Raw genomic sequence first — 21,509 nt, 5'->3', positions numbered from 1 at the left:
AAGCTATCTGTTTTCATCTGCCGCTGCAATTTCTGTCATATGTCGACAACGTGAAATAATCAGCTGCCGTAACCAGCTATGGCCAGGATCGGATTGCTGACTTTGATGCCAGAACAGGGTATATGCCATGGGCGGTAAAGGTGTTGGTAATGACAACACGTGTAAATTGAGTTGCTTAGCGACGGCTGCTGCAAAATGCGCCGGCGCGGTAAACACCAAGTCGGTATGGGTGCAAAGGCTCGCAGCACTGTTGAAATCCGGTACATACATTGCGATGTCGCGCTCAATGCCCCGCTCTGCAAGTTTATAGTCAAGCAGCCAGCGATCGCTGCCATCACACCTAACCTGAACGTGTCGCTGTTTCAGGTAGGTATCCAAATCCCATTTTGCTTCATTTAGCACGGGGTGATCTTTTCTCACTATCACCCGTTGCTCATCCTGATAAAGCTCCTCATAGATGATGCCTTTCGGCGGCATCATCGTCAGCATGGCGTCAGCAGGGTTAAGGTCTTTTCCCGTAATGCCAAAATCTACCTCACCACGTGCCATGGCGTCGAAAGTTTGCCCGCTCCAAGCTTGGGTATCCAGCGTGATTGAGGGAGCTGCGTCGAGGATTTCACCTAAAAATCGGGGAAGCAGCAGAGGATAGGCACTTTCGACCAGTGAGAAGTGAAAACGGCGATCGCTGGTTGCCGGGTTGAATTCATCCGAGACTGTCAGCCCTTCAATGTGCCCTAGCAGGCTTTTCAGTCCTGGTTTTAAGGACAAGGCTTTCGGCGTTGGGTAAAGGCCACGGGAAGTGCGGTTGAACAAGGGGTCATCAAACTGCTCTCGAAGCTTGGCGAGGCTCTTACTGACCGCGGATTGACTGAGATGAAGACGCTGCGCAGCCCGGGTGACGTTGCTTTCTTCCAGTAATACATGAAGACAGATCAGCAGGCTGAGATCGAAACGAAGCAGTTGGTTGAGGTTCATTAGATGTTATTCCTAATGGGAATGTCTGACCTGAATATAAACCATTTTTGTTCATATCAAAATCCCACTACACTCCGCCTCAAATCATCAGGAGTTCTTTATGTCTACCCCTTCTTCCAAGCCTGATAGCCGACTTGTGGCCCTCATGGTCCTGCTGGTGCTGTTCAGCCCACTGGCAATCGATATTTACTTGCCTGCGATGCCACTGATGGCGGCAGAGTTTGATGTGGCCTCTACCCGAATTCAGGACACCATTTCCTGGTTTATGGTAAGTCTGGGTCTTGGCCAGCTTCTGGCAGGACCTTTGGCAGACCGTTATGGCCGCCGTCCAGTCGCGATAGCCGGTATCGTGATTTATAGCTTGAGCTCGGGCTTTGCCTGGGTTGCAAGTTCGCTGGATGCGCTGCTTTTTGCCCGTCTGATGCAAGGTGCAGGCGCTTGTGCAACCTCTGTATGTGCATTCGCTGCCGTGCGTGACAGCTTTGGCGGTAAACGAAGCGGCCAGATGATCAGCTACCTTAACGGCGCTATCTGTTTCATTCCTGCTCTGGCACCGCTTTTGGGCGCATGGTTAACGGCGCAGTTTGGCTGGCGTTCAAACTTCAGCTTTATGATGGCGTATGCACTGGTGGCCTTAGTGCTGGTATTGACCCTGTTCCGCGAAACCCGTCCGGCAGACACGGACAGCAGCGGCAAACTGCTGAGCCCTTCGCGTTACTGGCAGGTTTTGAAAGAGCCAGTGTTTGTGTATCACGCTGTGCTTTGTATGCTGGCGATGTCGGTGATCCTGGCTTATGTCACCTCAGCGCCGGTTCGCCTGATTAATGGCCTTGGCCTTACCATGGAGCAATTCACCCTGTGGTTTGGTGTCAATGCGGTGCTGAACATCACAGCATCCATGACGGCGCCAAAAGTCATGGATAAATTTGGCAGTCGCAAAACCCTGAATGCCGGCATGTTACTGTTGGTGTTTGCAGGTGGCCTGATGGCTGCACTCAGCACCACACAAGCTGCCTGGGCATTTATGGTACCTGTCTTCCTGTCATCATTTGGTTTCGCCTGGATTCTGGGCTCAGCGGCGGGTAAAGCGCTGGAGCCGTTTGGTCAGCGCGCGGGTACGGCAGCCGCTCTGCTGGGTCTTTTCCAGATGAGTGGCGCAGGTGTGCTGGTCAGCCTGACACAACGCGCAGGTCTTTCTGAGCCACACCTTCTGGTCTTTCACATGTTGCTGCTGGCACCAGGCCTTTTGCTGCTGTGGTCGTCGAAAGGTAAACGCTGGCATACCGCAGAAGCGTAAAACTTAGCGAATTCACTAATAAGACGCGAAAAGCGCGACGGTCTCGACAACCGTTATTCCATCATTTACCCGTTAATTGCTCATTAGCGGGTATTTTTTTGTTGCTTATTTGGCTTGGGAAGTATATTTAGTGTGCGAATTTCTCAGATCTTCCCGATTTCGGGGTGCCAGCCAAATCAAGGGCTGTTCGCACACTCCTTCGTAAATACATACACAGGCAGTTAAATATTATGTCGATGTCGACAATTGAATTAGCTCGTCATCTGGAGATGCTAGAAGAATCTCCGGAAAAAATGATGTTCGGTAAATTGCTCACTGAATTGAGCGGCATGAGTGAAGAGCGCGTAAAAAGCGCTGCGCGTCAGGTGCCAATCAGTGGCCTTCGCGAGCTGGTACACCAGTTTAATAAAGTGATTGATGAGCGCAAAGGTGAGCGTGTGCTGGAATTGGCACAAGAGCTGGCAAACGACGGTATTTCTGTCGATGAGCTGCGCGACTACCTCGCGCAGCGCAGCGCCTGATTATTTCGCTTTCCCTTTTCGCTGCTGAATCAGCAAACCGACAACAATCATTACCAGACCGATTAAGGTCGTAGGATGAATTTGTTCTCCAATAATTTGCGACAGCAAGATCAGCGAAATAAAAGGTGAAATAAAGATCAGGTTACTGATCTTGGCGGTATTAGTGGCAAGCTTCATGGCATTAAGCCAAAGCACAAAAGTAATGCCCATCTCGAACAGACCGACATAGGTCACCGCCGCCCAGCCTTGCCATGGAATGCCACTCCAGTCGCTGGTGTACAGGCTAAGTCCAATCGAAAACGGCAAAGAAAGTAAGAAACCAAGCAGCAGCCCAATTACTGGGTCGGCTTGGTTTTTTGCGTTCAAAATCCAGTAACCCGCCCACAAAACCGTGGAAAGCAGCGCTAATCCGACGCCTAATGGGCTGTCGAATTGTAGGCCAAAGATATCCCCTTTGGTGGCAATGACCACTACACCGGCATAACCCAGTGCCGCCGCAATCCAGTCCTGTTTACGAATTTTCTGGCCTAGGAATACTGCTGCCATCAGCGTCAGGGTGATCGCCCAGCTGTAGTTCAATGGCTGCGCGAGAGAAGCGGGCAACAAATCATAAGCTTTGAACAGTACCAGATAATAAATCAGCGGGTTGATAAGCCCGAGCAGCAGGTAATACAGCGGTCGTTTGGCAAAGGTAGACGTCAACAGGTGCAATTTGCCCTGAAAGCCTGCCACCGCAGCCAGAGAAATTGCCGACACCACACTGGCGGCGGCCAGCATCTGGATCGGCGTCATATAGCTCAGGGTGATTTTAAAAGCCGTCGCGACGGTCGACCAAAGGAGCACCGCAGCCAATCCGTAGCCAATCGCAAGGCGGTCATTCATAGGAGAATCACTTATAAAAAATGAGGGAGAGAATGCGGCAGTCTAGAGCAAGATATACTCAATAGAAAAGCTGGACATTTATCCAGTGTCTGATTAGCCTTCAATACAGTTAGCGTATTGGAAATAAAAGGGTATCGGCATGCAGCTTGAAGCGCTGTTTTCAGACAGTCTGGTATGGATGGCAGCAGGGGCTGGCGCAGGTGTCACGGCGTTATTGGCGGCGCTATACCATCGTATGGCAAAACAAAGCCTGCAGGCCTTGCATGAGCAATTGCGGGAAGCTGATGAAAAGCACAGCCAGTCTGAGATTGGTCGGCTGAAAGGCGAAAACCAGACCTTGCAGGATGAGCTTGATGGCATGGATCTGGAACGTGATCGCTTAAGCTCCGAGCTTCGCACTCAATATGGCAAGCTCGCGGCGGCGGCAGAAAAGCTGCGCCAGATGGAAACCCTGCGCGCTGAAAAAGCCCAATTGGCCGATACCGTTGAGAACCTTCGTGATACCAAAGCGGCACTGGAGTTGACCCTTCGCGAGCAGCAAACCCGTACCGAAGAGCAGCTTGAAGCTGCAGAAGAGAAAATCAAACTGCTTGAAGGCGCGGAGGAGCGTCTTCGCGTTCAGTTCGAGGCGCTCGCCAACAAAGTCTTCGACCACAAAACCCGCACTGTGGATGAGCAAAACCGCCAGAGTCTCGAATCTCTCCTTAGTCCTTTGAAAAACGAGCTGGAAGGTTTCCGTAAGCAAGTCAGTGACAGCTTTGGCGAACAGGCCAAAGAGCGCCACACCCTGGTGCATGAAATCAAAAACCTCCAGCAGCTTAACGAAGCCATGACTCGTGAAGCGGTGAACCTGACTCAGGCGCTCAAAGGCGACAACAAGCAGCAGGGCAATTGGGGTGAAGTGGTTCTTGCCCGTGTACTGGAAGAATCCGGCCTTCGTGAAGGGTATGAATACGAGACTCAGGTCAGCCTTGAGAACGAGCAGGGTAAACGCTACCAGCCGGACGTCATCGTACGCTTGCCGCAAGGGAAAGATGTCGTGATTGATGCCAAGATGGCACTGGTGGCGTATGAACGTTACTACCATGCGGAATCGCTGGTAGATAAAGACAATGCACTGCGCGAGCACATTGCCGCCATTCGCGGTCATATCCGAGGCCTTGGTCGCAAGGACTATCATCAGCTTCATGGCATTCAAAGCCTCGATTATGTGCTGATGTTTATTCCTGTTGAACCTGCGTTCCAGATTGCCATCGAAGCAGAGCCTTCCCTTATCCGAGAAGCGCTGGACCACAACATCATGTTGGTGAGCCCAACTACTTTGCTGGTGGCGCTCCGCACCATCAATAATCTGTGGCGCTTTGAGCACCAGAACCAGAATGCCCGTGTGATTGCAGAAAAAGCCGGCAAGCTTTACGACAAAATTCGTCTGTTTGTGTCGGACATGGAAGCCATGGGATCGGCGCTCGATAAAGCGTCAGATAGCTATCAAAACGCCGTGAACAAGCTTTCCAGCGGGCGTGGCAACATTTTGCGTCAGGCCGAGAGCTTTAAAACGCTGGGTGTGGAAGTGAAGCGCGATATCAGTCCGGCTATGCTGAAAAGAGATACGACAGAAGAGAATGATGATGTTGTGACCTTACCCGTCTCAAAGGATTAAACGGACAGTCACTTGGCGCACTAAGCGCTTTGAGCATGCTCTGCGTATAAAGTACACTAAGCGCAAAATATCGGGCGTTTTCTTCTTTTCCGGCCCGGTGTTACTCAGGGGTTAATAATGACAGATATGACACAGGGCGTGACGCAAGACGCGGAACAGAATACCACCCACTTTGGCTTCAAGACCGTCGCTAAAGATGAGAAAGCCGGTATGGTTGCCAACGTCTTCCACAATGTGGCGGCAAAGTACGACATCATGAACGATGTGATGTCCATGGGTATTCACCGTATCTGGAAACGCTTTACCATTGATTGCAGCGGTGTGCGTCCGGGTCATCGTGTTCTCGACCTGGCTGGCGGTACTGGCGATCTGACGGCCAAATTCTCCCGCATCGTGGGCGAGAAAGGTCAGGTGGTGTTGGCAGACATCAACAACTCAATGTTGAATGTCGGTCGCGACAAACTGCGTGATCTGGGTATCGTCGGCAACGTGAATTACGTGCAGGCGAACGCGGAAGAGCTGCCATTCCCTGATAACTACTTTGATTGCATCACCATTGGCTTTGGTCTTCGTAACGTTACTGATAAAGACAAGGCACTGCGTTCCATGTACCGCGTACTGAAGCCGGGTGGCCGTCTGCTGGTGCTGGAATTTTCCAAGCCAATCGTTGAGCCGCTGTCAAAAGTCTATGACGCCTACTCTTTCCACCTACTGCCGAAAATGGGCGAAATTATCGCGAATGACGGCGAAAGCTACCGTTATTTGGCTGAATCTATCCGCATGCACCCTGATCAGGACACTCTGAAGGGCATGATGGAAGAGGCAGGTTTCGAGCAAACCAAATACTTCAACCTGACCGGTGGTATTGTTGCCCTGCACCGCGGCTACAAATTCTAAGGGGTCGGGAATGCCATTAGACCCATTAGTCACCGCCGTTGTTGAGACCAGCTTAAACACTCTGCTCAAGCAGGATGTGGAGAGCCAACGTCGCTTAGCGAGACTCAAAGGCAAAGTGCTGCGTGTGCGCCTGACAGACATCAACAAGCAGTTGGTGTTTGTGTTTAGCCAGCAAATCGATGTACTGGCGGATTTTGAAGGTGACGCAGATTGCGACTTGGCGTTGGCTATTTCCGTTGCGCCACAGCTGAAAGACAAAGCCAACCTGACCAAACTCATCAAAGAAGACAAATTGCATCTGGACGGTGATATTGATGTTGCCCAGCAGTTTTCCAACCTTCTGAATGGTCTTAACCCGGATATCGCAGAGTGGCTCTCGCATTACACCGGAGATGTGGTCGCACACACCCTGGTTCGAGGTGCCCAGCAAGGGTTGGCATTACTTAAGCAGATGACCGAACGTAACCAGCGCTATGTCGGTGAGCTGGTGGTCGAAGAATGGCGACTGGCCCCAGGTGCGCTGGAAGTGGCCTACTTTGCCGATCAAGTCGATGATGTTCAGAGTCAGGCTTCCCGCCTGTCAGCCCGACTTGAAGCGTTCGAAAAGAAATTGGCTGAGGTGGAGAGCGCATGACACCCAGCGAAATCCGCCGCCTCTACAAAATTACCCAAGTCCAGCTCAGTTATGGGCTGGATGAGCTGTTGCCGGACCAGCCGATAACCCGTGGCCCGCAATTGATGCGCAAAATGCTGTTTTGGATGAAGAATCAACATCCGGACAAGCAACTCGGTGAGCGTCTGCGTTTGGCGCTTCAAGAGCTGGGCCCTGTGTGGATCAAGTTCGGCCAGATGATGTCTACCCGCCGTGACCTTTTTCCGCCTGCGATTGCCGACCAGCTTGCTTTGCTGCAAGACCAGGTTGAACCGTTTGACGGCAAGCTGGCCAAAGCGCAAATGGAAAAAGCCCTTGGTGGGCCGCTGGAAAACTGGTTTGACGATTTCAGCGAAACCCCGCTGGCATCAGCCTCGATTGCACAGGTTCATACCGCGACCTTGAAAGAAAACGGTCGCGAAGTCGTGCTCAAGGTGATTCGCCCTGACATCCTCCCTGTCATTCAGGCCGACATCAAACTCATGTACCGCATGGCGCGTATGGTCGCGCGTTTCCTGCCGGAAGCAAGACGCTTAAAGCCGGTGGAAGTGGTGCGTGAGTACGAAAAGACCTTGCTCGACGAGTTGGATTTGATGCGTGAAGCGGCCAATGCGATCCAGCTTCGCCGCAACTTTGAAAACGACCATATTCTCTATGTGCCGGAAGTGTTCAGCGATTACTGCCGCTCGAGCCTGATGGTGTCTGAGCGCATCTATGGCATTCAGGTGTCTGATATCGAAGGGCTGAAAGCCAACGGTACTGATCTCAAGCTTCTGGCTGAGCGCGGCGTGCAGGTCTTCTTCACCCAGGTGTTCCGAGACAGTTTCTTCCACGCAGACATGCACCCGGGCAATGTGTTCGTTTCCTATGAACACCCGGAAGACCCGCAGTGGATTGGTCTGGATTGCGGCATTGTTGGCACGCTGAACCGTGAAGATAAGCGTTATCTGGCAGAAAACTTTCTGGCTTTCTTCAACCGTGACTACCGCAAAGTCGCGGAACTGCACGTCGATTCAGGCTGGGTGCCGCACGATACCAATGTCGATGAGTTCGAATTTGCTATCCGTACCGTGTGTGAGCCAATTTTCGAAAAGCCGTTGTGCGATATTTCATTTGGGCATGTGCTGCTGAATCTGTTTAACACTGCGCGCCGCTTCAACATGGAAGTGCAGCCTCAATTGGTTCTGCTGCAAAAAACACTGCTTTATGTGGAAGGGTTGGGGCGCCAACTTTATCCGCAACTGGATTTGTGGGATACCGCCAAGCCGTTCCTTGAAGACTGGATGTCACGTCAGGTCGGCCCTCAGGCTGTGATCAACGCCATCAAAGAAAGAGCGCCTTTCTGGGCGGAGAAACTGCCGGAATTGCCAGAGCTGGTTTACGACAGTCTTAAGCAAGGCCGTCAGGTTAACCAACGAATGGATGCCATGTACCGCGAATTTATGCTGGCGCGTAAGCAGCAAAACCGAGCCCGCTTCCTGATGGGTGTTGGCGCTACGCTGCTGGTGACTTCTGCCATACTGTATAGCAATCAGGTAGAACTCTTACCTCAGTTGACCGGTGGCACCGCGCTGTTTAGCTGGTTATTTGCATGGCGCGCATTTAATAAGTGAAATTAAAGAAATAAGTTGTAACATTGAGGGGATAAACTCCGGTTACTTTTTTATTCACCACATAACGCAGAGGTAACACTAGCATGGGTGGTATTAGTATTTGGCAACTGCTGATCGTAGCAGTGATCGTTATTCTTCTGTTCGGAACCAAAAAGCTGCGTAACATCGGCGGCGACTTGGGTTCGGCGGTAAAAGGCTTCAAGAAAGCCATGTCTGATGAAGACAAAAAAGATGCTGATTTCGGCCAGGAAAAACTGGAAGAGAAAGGCAGCAACACAGCTCAAAAAAGCGAAGCGAAAGACAAAGAGCAGGCATAATCCGTGTTTGATATCGGTTTTTGGGAGCTGATCCTGATCGCCGTTGTCGGTCTGGTGGTGCTCGGCCCCGAACGTTTACCTGTGGCCATCCGCAATGTGTCCCGATGGGTGGGTGCGGCGCGTAGAATGGCAGGCTCCGTGAGAGATGAGCTCGAACAAGAGCTGAAAATCCAGGAGCTTCAGGAGAACCTGAAAAAAGCCGAGCAGATGGGTATGCAAAACCTGTCACCAGATCTGCAACAGTCTGTAGATGAGCTTAAAAAAGCAGCGGAAGATGTTCAGCGCCCTTACGCCCCGAAAAGCGAAAGTGAGCCTGCTGCAGACGCTGCCAATGCTTCCAGCCCAACCAAGGATAAAACCGAGTAAGGTTTTATCCGGGCTTCAGTTTTTGTCGAGAAACTATGTCATCTGTTGAAGATACCCAACCGCTCATCAGCCATCTTACCGAGCTGAGAGATCGTCTGCTGCGCGCATTGCTGGCTGTGCTGGTGGTGTTCTTGGCGCTGGTTTACTTTGCCAACGACATTTACACCTTCATTTCCGAGCCACTGGTTTCCCAGTTGCCGGAAGGCACCAGCATGATTGCGACGGATGTGGCCTCGCCCTTCTTCACGCCCATCAAGCTGACCTTGGTGGTGTCGGTGTTTGTTGCGGTGCCTATGATCCTCTATCAGGTTTGGGCATTTATTGCCCCGGGCCTGTACAAACATGAAAAGCGCCTGATATTCCCGCTGTTAGCCTCCAGCTCACTGTTGTTCTATTGCGGTGTGGCGTTTGCCTACTTCGTGGTTTTCCCGCTGGTATTTGGCTTTTTTACCTCGATTGCCCCGGTAGATGTTCAGATAGCTACAGACATTGCCAGCTATCTGGATTTCATTCTGGCACTGTTTATGGCCTTCGGCCTGGCGTTTGAGATCCCGGTAGCGATTTTGCTGCTGACTTGGACGGGTGCAGTTGAGCCTGATGATCTGCGCAAGAAGCGCCCATACATCGTCGTCGCGGCGTTTGTGGTCGGTATGCTGCTGACACCACCTGACATCATTTCACAGACGCTTCTGGCGATCCCTATGTGTTTGCTGTTTGAAGTCGGTCTTTTCTTCTCCCGCTTCTACAAACCGCGCGGCGAAGAAAACGAAGAGAATGAAGAGCAAAGCCAGGGTTAACCTGAGCGTGTGCTGAACCAGAAAGCCAGTGATACACTGGCTTTTTTCTTATTCAGATCAAATGAAAAGGATTGAGCGTGATTGATATTGGGGTGAACCTCACCAGCAGCCAGTTCGACAAAGACAGGGAAGACGTCCTGTCGCGTGCCAAAGAAGCCGGTATCAGTGCCATGGTGCTGACAGGGACGGATCTGGAATCCAGTCCAGAGGCTGCCGCTATGGCCGCATCTCTGCCGGGTTTTGCGTTTTCCACCGCCGGCGTTCATCCCCATGATGCCAAAACCGTGGACGATTTGACGCTGCCATCTATCCGCGCTTTAGCCCATCAGCCTCAAGTGGTTGCCATTGGTGAATGTGGGCTCGACTTTAACCGCGACTTTTCACCAAGGCCGCAGCAAGAAGCGGTGTTTGAAGCGCATCTTAAACTCGCCGTTGAACTCAACTTGCCTGTGTTTCTTCATTGCCGTGACGCCCATGAGCGCTTTATGGCTATTCTGACGCCTTACCTCGATAAATTGCCGGGCGCCGTGTTGCACTGCTTTACGGGCTCTGAGGATGAGCTGAAAGCGTGCTTGGAAGCTGGGCTTTATATCGGCATTACCGGCTGGGTGTGCGATGAAAGGCGCGGTGAAGCCGTGCGTGCCATTGTGCCACTTATCCCTGATGACAAGCTGATGATTGAAACCGATGCACCGTATCTTTTGCCGCGGGATCTCAAGCCAAAACCCAAATCCCGTCGCAATGAACCCTGCTATTTGCCTCATATTGCATCAGAAATTGCTGCATTACGTCAGCAGGACACTGAGCAGTTGATCACACAAACCACCCTCAACACCCGTCGATTCTTTGGACTGTAACCGCTATGATGCTGTCAAAGCTCAAGCACTTGGATTAAGGAGGATACCGTGACCGTATCCATTCAGGGCGCGTTTCCGGCCCGTCGTATGCGCCGTCTGCGCAAACATGATTTCAGCCGCCGCCTGATGGCGGAAAACCAGCTTTCCGCCAGCGATCTGATTTACCCGATGTTCATTCTGATGGGGAAAAACCGTCGTGAAGCGATAGAGTCGATGCCGGGCATTGAGCGTTTGTCCATCGATCTTATGCTGTACGAAGCAGAATATCTGGCAAAACTGGGCGTACCTGCGATTGCCTTGTTCCCTGTTGTGCCGAAAGAATTTAAATCCGCAACTGCTGACGAGGCACATAACCCGGAAGGTCTGGTGCAGCGCGCCGTGCGTTTGCTGAAAGAGCACGTACCACAAATGGGCGTGATCACTGATGTCGCACTCGACCCATACACTTTGTCGGGTCAGGACGGTCTGACCGACGAAGATGGTTATGTGCTCAATGACGAAACCACCCAGGTGCTTATCCAGCAGGCCTTGTCCCATGCGGAAGCGGGCGCAGATATCGTGGCACCGTCAGATATGATGGACGGCCGCATCGGTGCTATCCGTGAAGCGCTGGAAGAGGCGGGCTACATTCACACCCAAATCATGGCGTACTCGGCGAAGTATGCGTCGGCATACTATGGCCCGTTCCGTGATGCGGTCGGCTCAGCTGCTAACCTCAAAGGCGGCGACAAGAAAACCTATCAGATGGATCCTGCCAACAGCGACGAAGCCATCCATGAAGTGGCGATGGACGTGAATGAAGGCGCGGACATGGTGATGGTCAAACCTGGCATGCCATACCTTGATGTGGTTCGCCGCGTGAAGACGGAGCTAAAGGTGCCGACGTTTGCGTACCAGGTTTCCGGTGAGTACGCGATGCACAAAGCGGCGTCCATGAATGGTTGGCTTGATGAGCGTAAAACCGTGATGGAATCCTTGATGTGTTTCAAGCGCGCTGGTGCAGACGGCATCCTGACGTACTTTGCCAAAGACGTAGCGCGTTGGCTGGCCGAAGAGCAGCAGATGGAAATCCCTGATCTGCCGAATCAGGAAGAGGCTGAATAAGCTGACCTACGATGAAAAAATGCCAGCGATTTGCTGGCATTTTTGTCTCTGGACGCCGGAGTATTTTAATTAAGGCGCGACATTTCGCTTAATGGGGTTTTGCAGGGAAATCAGGGTTTCTGTCGACTGCACCTCATCAATCGCCTGAAGCTTATCAATCAGCACGTATTGTAGCTCTTCAATCGAGCGGCACATCAGTTTGACGAAGATGTTATAGGCGCCCGTGGTGTAATAGGCTTCCACCACTTCATCAAGCTGTTGAAGCTTTTCCAGCGCCGAGTGGTAGTCCCGTGCGGCATAGAGGTTGATGCCGATAAAGCAGCACACATCGTAGCCCAGTGCTTTGGTGTTCACCAAAACTTCGGTGCCGGTGATGATGCCCGCCGATTTCATCTTTTCAACCCGCACGTGCACTGTGGCCGGGCTGACAGAAAAACGTTTCCCCATTTCCGCATAAGGCACTTTGGCATCCGCCATCAGGGTTCGTAGAATTTGGCGATCTAAATCATCTAATTTTGCAATTTCATTCATAGCGATTCACTAAACTCCATGTTACCCGCAGTTTCCGTGCATGAAACTTGACCAATTGATAGCCTTCCCAATACCGTGTGGTACAACTGATACAGAATTAAGACAGCTCAACTTCATTCTATGCGCCAAATATTTAAGTGGCTTTTTGTTACTGTTCTCTTTCTTCAAAGCGGCGCAGCACTAGCAGCCTATCAGGTTCTCGCCATTCATTCCTACCATCCGGACTTTTTCTGGACGGAATCCATTGTACGTGGAATCGAGAAGGGTGTTGAAGGGCAGGACATTGTTGTTGAGCATACCTATCTTGATACCAAGAGAATTCAATCCCCTGATTATCATGAAGAGCTGAAACGTCTGTATCTTACTCGCCTTGAAGAGCATCAATACGATGCCGTGCTGACCACAGATAATGCCGCGCTCTGGCTGGTCAACGAACTTGCTGAAGAAATTGGCAATGTGCCCGTGGTGTTTTCCGGTTTGAACAGTGCCAGTCTCGAGCCGTATCAGAACATTAATATGCTCGGTGGCGTTGAAGAACTGATTAACGTGCCGGCCAACGTTTCGTTGATCAAAAACCTTCACCCTGACACTGAGCGTGTTTGGCTCGCACTGGATGATGCTTATTCCAGCCGTCAGTACTGGCAGGCCATCTCACGTCAGTTGGACAGCGCCCCTGAGCTGGGTGTCGACATTCGCCGCATGCACAAAGTGAGCTTTGAGCAGTTGGTTGAACAGAGCGCCGTGCTGGAAGAGGGCGATGTGATTCTGTTTGTCTCCTTCTTCAAAGATGCCAATGGCGACTTTATGGAGCATGGCGATTTGCTCACCAAGGTCACACAAGCGACCACGGTGCCGGTTTACGGCGCGAACAGTTTTATGCTGCCTTACGGCATTGTCGGCGGCATCATGGTGGATGGCGAACACCATGGAAAGGTACAGGCAGGCTTGCTGATTGAAGCGCTAAACAGTGGTGAAATGCCAAAGATTATTTCTGACGCCAATCAGCTTATCTTTGAATACGATGTTGCCAAAAAGCGTCAAATCGACATAAGACAGTTTCCTCAAGCCACCATCAACAACCAGCCTCCATCTTTCTGGCAAGCCAACCGTGATGCAGTGCTAAGTAGCCTCGCCATCATGTTTATCGCTATGGTGATCATTGGCATTCTCACCAAGCACATGAACCGCCAGAAACAGGGTGAGCGGGCGCTGGCGCAAAGCCGGGCATTGTTCAAAGGTGTGTTTGATCAAAGCCATCAATATATTGCTTTGCTGGATTATCAAGGGCGTGTGATTTCCGCCAACGGTGCATTCCAGCGTTTGTTTCCCGAGTTTGGCAACCGCGGTTTCTTGCCATTATGGCGCTGGTCAGAATGGCTCAGTGCTGACAGGCTAAAACTTCACCTTGAATCCTTGATTGAAGGACAGGCGAGCCGTTTTGAAGTTTGTCTTTTGTCCGAGCAGCAAAACGAAGTGATTCTGGATGTGGCGCTCAAAGCCTTACCGGATCACAGCCATGCCGACGCGCAAATTCTGTTTGAAGCCCGCGATATCAGCCAGCGAAAACTGGCAGAGCAGAAGCTTCAGCGCAGTGAGGTGGAATACCGCATGCTCTATGAACAGCAGCCTGTAATGTTGCTGACCATTGATCAGCAATCGCGTATTCAATCCGTGAACCAGTGCACCACGGAGTGGCTGGGCTTTTCTAAACGCCATATGCTCGGACATAAAGTGACAGACTTTTATGCCGATGGCAGCCTACCGCCGAGAAGCCTTTTAAACGGGAAAGATCGGGAGCGGTTTGGGATCCGTCGCCGTGAGATCCGCTACCGCACCAGTGACGGCAAAGAGCGTTGGATTCGTGAAAGCATCCGCTCGACTCAGGTGCAATCCCAACTTTTATTAGTAGGAGAGGACATCACGGAAAATCGCCGAATGGAGCAACAGCTTCGTTATCAGGCGCAACATGATTTCCTGACCGGTTTGCTGAATCGGAACTACTTTGAAGCCAGATTGGTTGATGTACTGGGCACTTTGACTGAAAACGGTGCCACGCACGCCATGTTCTACATCGATCTCGACCAGTTCCGCGTGATTAACGATACCGTGGGTCATGAAGCGGGTGATGAAGCGCTCAAACAAACGGCGCAGGTTCTGCGTGAGTTGCTGCCTATTGGTGCGACGTTGGCACGTCTTGGTGGTGATGAGTTTGCGGTGATTTGTTATGACTGCAATGAGCAGGATGCTTTGGATCAGGGCAGGAAAATTCTCGATACGCTGAGCGAGCTTGATTTCTACTGGAAGAATACCCGTCTTGCGTTGGGATGTTCTGTTGGCATCCGCATGCTGGATAAAACCGCGGGCACGCCTCAGCAGGTGCATGCTCAGGCTGATACAGCCTGTTATGCCGCTAAGCATGATGGCCGCAGCCGGGTTCACCTCTATCGCCCGGACGATCAGGAACTTCGCCGCCATGAGCGGGAAATGTCCTTTGTCAGCAAAATTCATGCGGCACTGGCGGAAGACCGATTTGAAGTTTATGCCCAGCCGATTGTCAGCGTGACGTCCCGTCTGAAAGAAAAACTCTATTTCGAAGTCTTGGTGCGGATGCGCGACACCAAAGGGGAGAACGTGGCGCCGGGACAATTCATCCCGGCTGCTGAGCGCTACAACATGGCGCATTTGATTGATAAGCGGGTGATTGAGAAAACCTTGGGGTGGTTTGAGCGTTACCCTGAATATGTCGATTCCGTGGGTATGGTATCGATTAACCTTTCCGGCCGCTCTATGAGCGATGAAGGTTTTATCCAGTTCTTGATTGAAGCGCTCAAAACCAGCACCATTCCAAGTACATCGATCAGTCTTGAAATCACCGAAACGGCTGCGATTGGTAACCTCAGTGACGCGATAGAGCTATTTAAAAAGCTCAAGCAATTAGGCTGTACCATTGCGCTGGATGATTTCGGCTCTGGGCTTTCATCATTTGGTTATCTCAAGCGCCTACCTGTCGATATCATCAAGATTGATGGCCAGTTTGTGCGGGATATCGCCGAGGATGAAACCGACTATGTCATGGTGCGGGCGATTCACCAATTGGCGACTCAGATGGGCAAGAAAACCGTGGCAGAGTTTGTCGAAAATGATGCCATTCTGATGCGTCTACGTTCCCTCGGTGTTGATTATGCCCAAGGTTATTATTTCAGTGTGCCGAAGCCGATGGAGCAGCTTATCCTCGAAGCGGCGGCCGATGAAAAAGAAGCGGCTCTCTAGCAAGGGACCGCGGCCAGCTTTCTATTTCTCTTCAAACCCTATCCTTTTGTCATATACCTACACGACCTGAACCCTGCATCTTCAGGTCGTTTAGGTATATACTCACGGCGAATATTACGCCGGAGAACCCAGGTGCAGATAGCTTTAACCTGCGAAGCGCTAGAACGCGCTGACATCCTTAATGAGATTGCCAACCGTTGGGGACTGACCCACGATGAGAACGCCCTGTTTGCGTTAGTACTGACCGAAAATCAATTGGAGCTTAGAAAGCTGGACGAGCCAAAGCTCGGCGCGGTCTTCGTCGATTTGGTCGGCGGAGCTGTAGGTCATCGCCGTAAATTCGGGGGCGGGAAAGGGCAGTCGATTGCTAAAGCAGTCGGACTCAACAAAGGCGCGACGCCAACGGTACTGGATGCCACCGCGGGATTGGGGCGCGATGCTTTTGTGTTGGCTTCTCTTGGTTGTAAGGTGCAGATGGTTGAGCGTCATCCTGTGGTTGCGGCATTGCTGGATGATGGCCTTGCCCGTGCCAAAGTGGATCCGGAAATCGGCGGTTGGGTGAGTGAACGTATGTCGCTTCTGCATGCATCAAGCCATGATGCGCTGGTGAAGCTTGTTGATGATGAACATCTGGAACGCCCGGATGTGGTGTATCTCGACCCTATGTACCCGCACAAGAAAAAGTCAGCATTGGTGAAAAAAGAGATGCGTGTTTTCCAGTCGCTGGTAGGCGCAGATGACGACGCAGATGGTCTGTATGAGCCGGCTTATACACTGGCGACCAAGCGTGTGGTGGTCAAGCGTCCGGATTATGCCGAGTTTCTGGCTGGCAAAACGCCGTCTACTCAAATTGAAACCAAGAAGAACCGCTTTGATGTCTATGTGAAGGCGGCAATGCGATAGCTCTCATCGCTAAGGTCAACAGACCCTAGATTCCTCTCCACCAGAAACCAAAACGCCTCCGAAGCGGAGGCGTGGGGTGCAAAGGGTCGGATTACTCCATACCTTTAACCAGCAGAACTGTCAGCAGACCAGTAACAACTGAAACCAACAGGCCTGACACCAGGATCCAAGGTAACATATCCATGATGGGCGGGCTCACTTTCAAAAGGGATTGGCAAAGCCGATGCCATTTGTTGATCACTCTGGCTGATGAAAGCCTACGAATTGATTAACAACTGAAACCGGCAAAATATAATTTGTTACGCCCCTATTTGATAACAGCTACTTTGTCTTAACAATGGCTGGTAAATAGCAGTTAATCATTATTAACAGCTTGAAACAACTTGGGTTGTTTTTGAGTCTGAGTGCGAAAATCGTGAATAAAAAAACGCCCTTTTGGGCGTTTTTTGTGCGCGAAATGTTTCACTCTTTGTGAGGCAGGGCAAGCTTGAGGGCTTCGCGGGAAAGACTGTTAGCAGCACCGGACTCGTTAAGTTTTTCTAACGTATCCACTAGCCAAGCGTAATCGGTCACATCCGGGCGAATTTCCAACGCTTTTTCAAAATGAGTGCGAGCCTCTGTCCATTTTCCTTCACGGAAGTAGAGCTGACCCAATGCGCTGTGTGTCACCGGGTTATTCTCGTTGTAGCGCAGTAGCTCCTGAAGTTTGAGAATAGCCGGATGGTAATCTGGCAGTTTCAGTTCAGGCACCAGAGAGATCAGGGTCTCATCAGGATGCTTTTTCAGGTTCTCACGTAGAATGATGTAAGCCTCTGAATCAGCATGGCGTGAAATAAGCTGTTTGACCAAGCAAGCAATCAGCTTAGGTTGCTGGCGGGCTGCGCGGCTTAGGCTGTTCCAGTGCGCAAGAAGGCCGTCGCTGCCTTTCTGGGTCGCGATATGCGCCATCAGGCCACACTCAGCTTTCAGCTCCAGCTTTTCAGCTTCGCTGTCTGTCACGGCTTTCACACGTTTCAGCGACGGCATCAAACGCAGCAGTGCTTGCCAGTCCTGAAGCTGTAGGTAGGTATCTTTCAGTAAGTTCAGCAGAATCGGGTTGCGCGGATTGGCATCGACCAACCCTTGAAGGCTCGCGAGCGCTTCTTCATATTGACCTTGGCGAAATTGCAGTTTGGCGCGGGTCAGTGAGGTTGCCAGACGATCAGTCCCAAAATCCGCCGCCTGCTGCAGGTAACGGTCACGGCTGTCCACGTCGCCACGGCCTTGCGCTGCTTCTGCTGCTGCCAGGTAGTTCAATAAAGGGGCATCGCTGTGGGCAGCCCCTTTCATCACCAGTTTCTCGGACTGTTTCCAGTCACCTTCCAGCAGTTTCAGCAAGCCATCGTTGGTCAGCGCGCGTGCTTTCTTACTCTTACGGCCGGAAAACCAGCCGCGGGTTGAACTTGAAAGCGAGAAGATTTTGCGAATGAGCCATTCAAGGATGAACAGCGCAGCAAAAGCGAATACCACCAGAATGATGAGCGTGGATACACTCATCTCGATGGTTTGGTTGGCTGCGGAAATCAGCACGTAACCTTGATTACCCGCCAGATCCGGCCCGACAATCAGGCCTGCAATCAGCGCGATAACCAGCAGGAGAATTTTAATCATTGGTTATTCTCCCCGGTTTGCAGTGGCGCTAAATCGCGGCGAAGACGGTCGGCCAGCATGTCACTGATCAGCGCTTGGCTTTCCAATGCCTCAGGGTAGCTCACCTCGATGGTTTGTTGGCTGAGGTTGGTCAGGGTCGCAATGAAGCTCTTGGTAATGTCAGCGTCCTGATTGTAGAAACGCTCTGCCCAGTCTTTCGCGGTTTTCAGTGACTCTGCATACAAGCGGCCATTCTCGCGATATACCGAGGTCACGGCCTGATCCAGCTTCGCCTTGAGGTTTTCTTGCAGGTAGAAAGTTTGCGCCGGTGTCAGCAGCGGGACCACATCACCTTCACGCTTTCGGTAGGTGATGAACTGACCGACGAAATCACTGAAAGAGGCTTTCAGGTTTTGCTGCCAGTCGTCGACATTGCCAGAAACCTGCTGCGGCGCGACTTCTTCTGCTTCTGGCATGATGGCATTGGCCAGCGGCAGTTTGTCGACCTCCTGCTGCAGCGAGTTCAGGCGAAGCACAATTCCGTCGCGGTCAATGCGCTTCACGGCTTTCAATTGCTGGATATCTTTTGCCATCGCCTGACGGATAGGCGTCAGCGACGGGTCATTAAGCTCAGCAATGCGCTGATCGGCATTTTGCATCAGTGTGGTGGCTGTCAGTACATCGTGTTCCAGCCAAAGCTTACGTGCGGCCTGATTCACCAGGTAGTCCGCTTCCGCTAACAGCCAGTCATTGGGACGACGGCCTTTCACATCAGCCAGCGCTGATTGCAGGCTCTGAATGGTGGTGTCCTGCTGTTCAATCAGCACTTGAGTATCCTGCACGGCTTTTTTCACGGCTTCCTGGCTTTGCTTTTCGCTGTCAGCCAGCGCCGATTTCAGTGAGCTGATTTCATCCGTTAATGCAGAGATGTTGGCTGTGAGCTGTTGGCTTTGCTGGTGGCCGTGATAGTAAAGGCCGCCGCCGAGGGCAATCACCAACACAATGGCAACCACAGAAAGTTTGTTGCCACCTTTTTTCTCTTGGGTAGCAGGGGGCGGCGTTGCAGCGTTTTTGTCACTGGCCGGCGTATCAGCAGGCGTGGACTTGGCAGCGGATTTGTCGGTCGCAGAAGGCTTACCGCTTTGCTTGGAAGACGATGGCGTTTCCTTGCCGGTAGGGGATGCTGGCGCCGACGTGTCTTTATCCGTGCCTGAAGTCTTATTGTTGTCTGTCATCCGAATGTCCCGAGTTAATCATCTCGTTTAACGCGTGAAACAGGGCGTGATTGGAGGCGCTGTTTACGCAGCTGATTGCATTAAAACCAAGGCCAATTGCTTGATTGTAAATCCGTTTGCTTGGCACCAGTATATGGCATTCTCGTAACCATTGCTGGTCACACTCTGAGATTGTCTGACACAAAAGCGAAAGTTGTTCACCACTGGTGATGACCAAGGTGTCGACATTTTCCGCCCGCCATTGCATAGCCAGTGATGATAGGGGGTCACTGGTCCAATGTCGTTGATAGGCTTCAAAATAGCGCACCTTGGCGCCGTGATTTGTCAGGGTATCGCCCAAAAGTGCCCGTCCGCCGTTGCCACGCAAGATCACGACCTGAAGACTTTCCGGCTTCTCGAAAACTGACAAGGACACCATGCCTTCGCTGTCTTCTGTCGGCGGCTGTATAGCATCCACACCACTTTTGGCTTTCCAGACTTGTGCTGTTTTTTCTCCGACTGCCACATAATGCAGATCGTCACGCCAGCTGGCGTTTTCGTCCTGAAGTTGTTGATGGGCGTATTCAATCGCACGGGGACTCACCGCCACGACAACGCTGTGTGGGGGTAGTGTATTAAGGGAGTGAGTCAGAGAGGGAAGATCGTTTCCGGCGGAAAAAGACAATAAAGGCGCGGGAAGCGCCTTTATTCCTGATTGATTCAGGGTTTCGGCAAGTTCATAGCAGGCAGGTGCGGGGCGCACCACCAATACTGTCATACTTCGTCCTGATACAGTTTTTCCAGAATCACGCGCGCACCATCTTCAAGCAGTTGTTCAGCAAGGCCAGTACCCAGCTCTTCCGCTTTTTCAAGCGGGCCCGTCACTTCACCGCTGACGATCTTGCTGCCGTCTGGCTCACCAACGAGTGCGCGCAGATGAATTTGGTCGCCGTGGATTTCTGCGTAGCTGCCAATCGGCACCTGACACCCACCCATCAGGCGGTTGTTCATCGCACGCTCACACAGTACGCGGTAAGTGGTGTTGGCATCGGCCAATGGTTCCAGCAACGCACGGACGCGTTCATCATCCAGACGGCACTCAATGCCAACAGCGCCTTGGCCAACCGCTGGCAGAATTTCTTCCGGTTCAATTTCATTGCGGATACGGTCGTGAAGATTCAGACGTTTCAGACCTGCTGATGCAAGAATGATGGCGTCGTACTCACCATTATCCAGTTTGCCTAAGCGGGTGCCGACGTTGCCGCGCAGATCTTTCACCACCAAATCAGGGCGCATGGCACGAACCTGGCACTGGCGGCGAAGGCTTGATGTACCGACAACCGCACCTTCTGGTAGTGCATTGATGCTTTCATAATTGTTGGAAACAAAGGCGTCACGTGGGTCTTCACGCTCACAGATAGTGACCAGCCCCAGCCCTTCAGGGAACTCTACCGGCACGTCTTTCATGGAGTGGACTGCTATGTCTGCACGACCATCCAACATTGCTTGCTCCAGCTCTTTCACGAACAATCCCTTGCCGCCAACTTTGGCCAGTGGAGTGTCGAGAATGATGTCGCCTTTGGTCACCATAGGAACCAGCTCCACAACCAAACCCGGGTGGGTTTCTTCCAGAGCGGCTTTAACAAATTCAGCCTGCCACAGGGCAAGTGGGCTCTGGCGGGTGGCGATGCGGATGGGTGTTGAAGTCATAGTTGCGTCCATTTGATTTGCTTACGCTAATCGTACCACCCCTTGTTATTCCTTGAGAACTTAAGGTGATAGTGGCGATAAAAAGGTGCGAATCCACGCGGCTTCGGCTATGATGATGTGATATGGATCATGTTTTTGAGGCGGTTCACAGGGATAAAACCCTACGTGGTTCACCTTATTTCGGATCAAATTTGAGATAAAGCGTTGTCTCTCTCACAGTTTTGGTCATATAGTGAGCAAAGTGAAGCAGAAATGATGAGTCATTGCTCGCTTTACGCTCCAAAGAAAAACTGTTAGATTGATCACGTTTTTAT

20 protein-coding genes are annotated in these 21,509 nt (G+C 51.7%); 13 read left to right on the top strand and 7 right to left on the bottom strand.

From position 1 onward, the window contains the following. Positions 1-3: 3 nt before the first annotated feature. Positions 4-975, bottom strand: coding sequence for a LysR substrate-binding domain-containing protein (locus tag QL223_RS21765; protein ID WP_281545952.1), 972 nt, complete (start codon positions 973-975; stop codon positions 4-6). 100 nt (positions 976-1,075) lie between these two features. Here QL223_RS21765 and QL223_RS21760 point away from each other — a divergent pair, with 100 nt between their 5' ends. Together QL223_RS21760 and QL223_RS21755 are read left to right on the top strand one after the other, a co-directional pair. After that, on the top strand, positions 1,076-2,272 hold the full coding sequence (locus QL223_RS21760; RefSeq protein WP_165017403.1) for a multidrug effflux MFS transporter: 1,197 nt from the start codon (positions 1,076-1,078) through the stop codon (positions 2,270-2,272). A 230-nt stretch (positions 2,273-2,502) separates the two neighbouring features. Continuing rightward, positions 2,503-2,793, top strand: coding sequence for a hypothetical protein (locus tag QL223_RS21755; protein WP_002541590.1), 291 nt, complete (start codon positions 2,503-2,505; stop codon positions 2,791-2,793). Here QL223_RS21755 and QL223_RS21750 read toward each other — a convergent pair whose 3' ends face one another. After that, entirely contained in the window at positions 2,794-3,675 is an 882-nt protein-coding gene (locus tag QL223_RS21750; protein ID WP_062708587.1) for a DMT family transporter, read from the bottom strand. It abuts the gene before it with no gap. 235 nt (positions 3,676-3,910) lie between these two features. Here QL223_RS21750 and rmuC point away from each other — a divergent pair, with 235 nt between their 5' ends. The 9 genes from rmuC to hemB all read left to right on the top strand — a co-directional run bounded on the left by rmuC (position 3,911) and on the right by hemB (position 11,938). Beyond that, complete coding sequence (gene rmuC, locus QL223_RS21745; protein WP_281545961.1) at positions 3,911-5,335, top strand: DNA recombination protein RmuC; 1,425 nt, start codon at positions 3,911-3,913, stop codon at positions 5,333-5,335. Positions 5,336-5,452: 117 nt separating this feature from the next. Then, positions 5,453-6,232, top strand: a complete 780-nt coding sequence (gene ubiE, locus QL223_RS21740) for a bifunctional demethylmenaquinone methyltransferase/2-methoxy-6-polyprenyl-1,4-benzoquinol methylase UbiE (protein WP_046305560.1) — start codon at positions 5,453-5,455, stop codon at positions 6,230-6,232. Between the two features lie 10 nt (positions 6,233-6,242). Beyond that, a complete protein-coding gene (locus tag QL223_RS21735) occupies positions 6,243-6,866 on the top strand; it encodes an SCP2 domain-containing protein (protein ID WP_281545951.1) in 624 nt (207 codons plus the stop codon). After that, a complete protein-coding gene (gene ubiB, locus QL223_RS21730) occupies positions 6,863-8,497 on the top strand; it encodes a ubiquinone biosynthesis regulatory protein kinase UbiB (RefSeq protein ID WP_281545950.1) in 1,635 nt (544 codons plus the stop codon). The genes QL223_RS21735 and ubiB overlap by 4 nt, the downstream gene beginning before the upstream one ends. An 83-nt stretch (positions 8,498-8,580) precedes the next feature. Then, positions 8,581-8,814 (top strand): Sec-independent protein translocase subunit TatA, encoded by a 234-nt coding sequence (gene tatA / locus QL223_RS21725; RefSeq protein WP_002541584.1) that lies wholly within the window; start codon positions 8,581-8,583, stop codon positions 8,812-8,814. A 3-nt stretch (positions 8,815-8,817) separates the two neighbouring features. Continuing rightward, complete coding sequence (gene tatB, locus QL223_RS21720; RefSeq protein WP_002541582.1) at positions 8,818-9,180, top strand: Sec-independent protein translocase protein TatB; 363 nt, start codon at positions 8,818-8,820, stop codon at positions 9,178-9,180. A gap of 35 nt (positions 9,181-9,215) precedes the next feature. After that, the gene (tatC, locus tag QL223_RS21715; protein ID WP_002541581.1) at positions 9,216-9,977 is read left to right on the top strand and encodes a Sec-independent protein translocase subunit TatC; all 762 of its coding nucleotides are present in this window, start codon (positions 9,216-9,218) and stop codon (positions 9,975-9,977) included. Positions 9,978-10,054: 77 nt separating this feature from the next. After that, complete coding sequence (gene tatD / locus QL223_RS21710) at positions 10,055-10,834, top strand: 3'-5' ssDNA/RNA exonuclease TatD (protein WP_281545949.1); 780 nt, start codon at positions 10,055-10,057, stop codon at positions 10,832-10,834. A gap of 48 nt (positions 10,835-10,882) precedes the next feature. Beyond that, complete coding sequence (gene hemB, locus QL223_RS21705; protein ID WP_002541579.1) at positions 10,883-11,938, top strand: porphobilinogen synthase; 1,056 nt, start codon at positions 10,883-10,885, stop codon at positions 11,936-11,938. A gap of 69 nt (positions 11,939-12,007) precedes the next feature. Here the strand turns inward: hemB and asnC are convergent, their stop codons facing one another. Beyond that, on the bottom strand, positions 12,008-12,469 hold the full coding sequence (gene asnC, locus QL223_RS21700; RefSeq protein WP_002541578.1) for a transcriptional regulator AsnC: 462 nt from the start codon (positions 12,467-12,469) through the stop codon (positions 12,008-12,010). A 120-nt stretch (positions 12,470-12,589) separates the two neighbouring features. Here asnC and QL223_RS21695 point away from each other — a divergent pair, with 120 nt between their 5' ends. Further along, on the top strand, positions 12,590-15,739 hold the full coding sequence (locus QL223_RS21695; RefSeq protein WP_281545948.1) for an EAL domain-containing protein: 3,150 nt from the start codon (positions 12,590-12,592) through the stop codon (positions 15,737-15,739). Between the two features lie 132 nt (positions 15,740-15,871). Then, positions 15,872-16,642, top strand: coding sequence for a class I SAM-dependent methyltransferase (locus QL223_RS21690; RefSeq protein WP_281545947.1), 771 nt, complete (start codon positions 15,872-15,874; stop codon positions 16,640-16,642). 462 nt (positions 16,643-17,104) lie between these two features. Here the strand turns inward: QL223_RS21690 and QL223_RS21685 are convergent, their stop codons facing one another. Genes QL223_RS21685 through hemC form a run of 4 tightly spaced genes read right to left on the bottom strand, consistent with a single transcriptional unit; the run spans position 17,105 to position 21,195 of the window. After that, positions 17,105-18,292, bottom strand: a complete 1,188-nt coding sequence (locus QL223_RS21685) for a heme biosynthesis HemY N-terminal domain-containing protein (RefSeq protein ID WP_281545946.1) — start codon at positions 18,290-18,292, stop codon at positions 17,105-17,107. Next, entirely contained in the window at positions 18,289-19,506 is a 1,218-nt protein-coding gene (locus QL223_RS21680; protein ID WP_281545945.1) for a uroporphyrinogen-III C-methyltransferase, read from the bottom strand. The genes QL223_RS21685 and QL223_RS21680 overlap by 4 nt, the downstream gene beginning before the upstream one ends. Beyond that, a complete protein-coding gene (locus tag QL223_RS21675; RefSeq protein ID WP_281545944.1) occupies positions 19,490-20,263 on the bottom strand; it encodes a uroporphyrinogen-III synthase in 774 nt (257 codons plus the stop codon). Before QL223_RS21675 ends, QL223_RS21680 begins: the two co-directional genes overlap by 17 nt. After that, positions 20,260-21,195 (bottom strand): hydroxymethylbilane synthase, encoded by a 936-nt coding sequence (gene hemC, locus QL223_RS21670; protein ID WP_002539659.1) that lies wholly within the window; start codon positions 21,193-21,195, stop codon positions 20,260-20,262. Before hemC ends, QL223_RS21675 begins: the two co-directional genes overlap by 4 nt. Positions 21,196-21,509: the final 314 nt, after the last annotated feature.

This window comes from Grimontia sp. SpTr1 (genome assembly GCF_947387585.1).
Lineage (GTDB): Bacteria > Pseudomonadota > Gammaproteobacteria > Enterobacterales > Vibrionaceae > Enterovibrio > Enterovibrio indicus.
This window is presented reverse-complemented; position numbering and strand designations above follow the sequence as displayed.

Coding starts and splice junctions, on each gene's coding strand:
- QL223_RS21765 (WP_281545952.1), bottom strand. CDS start 975: ATGAACCTCAACCAACTGCTTCGTTTCGATCTCAGCCTGCTGATCTGT.
- QL223_RS21760 (WP_165017403.1), top strand. CDS start 1,076: ATGTCTACCCCTTCTTCCAAGCCTGATAGCCGACTTGTGGCCCTCATG.
- QL223_RS21755 (WP_002541590.1), top strand. CDS start 2,503: ATGTCGATGTCGACAATTGAATTAGCTCGTCATCTGGAGATGCTAGAA.
- QL223_RS21750 (WP_062708587.1), bottom strand. CDS start 3,675: ATGAATGACCGCCTTGCGATTGGCTACGGATTGGCTGCGGTGCTCCTT.
- rmuC (WP_281545961.1), top strand. CDS start 3,911: ATGGCAAAACAAAGCCTGCAGGCCTTGCATGAGCAATTGCGGGAAGCT.
- ubiE (WP_046305560.1), top strand. CDS start 5,453: ATGACAGATATGACACAGGGCGTGACGCAAGACGCGGAACAGAATACC.
- QL223_RS21735 (WP_281545951.1), top strand. CDS start 6,243: ATGCCATTAGACCCATTAGTCACCGCCGTTGTTGAGACCAGCTTAAAC.
- ubiB (WP_281545950.1), top strand. CDS start 6,863: ATGACACCCAGCGAAATCCGCCGCCTCTACAAAATTACCCAAGTCCAG.
- tatA (WP_002541584.1), top strand. CDS start 8,581: ATGGGTGGTATTAGTATTTGGCAACTGCTGATCGTAGCAGTGATCGTT.
- tatC (WP_002541581.1), top strand. CDS start 9,216: ATGTCATCTGTTGAAGATACCCAACCGCTCATCAGCCATCTTACCGAG.
- asnC (WP_002541578.1), bottom strand. CDS start 12,469: ATGAATGAAATTGCAAAATTAGATGATTTAGATCGCCAAATTCTACGA.
- QL223_RS21695 (WP_281545948.1), top strand. CDS start 12,590: ATGCGCCAAATATTTAAGTGGCTTTTTGTTACTGTTCTCTTTCTTCAA.
- QL223_RS21685 (WP_281545946.1), bottom strand. CDS start 18,292: ATGATTAAAATTCTCCTGCTGGTTATCGCGCTGATTGCAGGCCTGATT.
- QL223_RS21680 (WP_281545945.1), bottom strand. CDS start 19,506: ATGACAGACAACAATAAGACTTCAGGCACGGATAAAGACACGTCGGCG.
- QL223_RS21675 (WP_281545944.1), bottom strand. CDS start 20,263: ATGACAGTATTGGTGGTGCGCCCCGCACCTGCCTGCTATGAACTTGCC.
- hemC (WP_002539659.1), bottom strand. CDS start 21,195: ATGACTTCAACACCCATCCGCATCGCCACCCGCCAGAGCCCACTTGCC.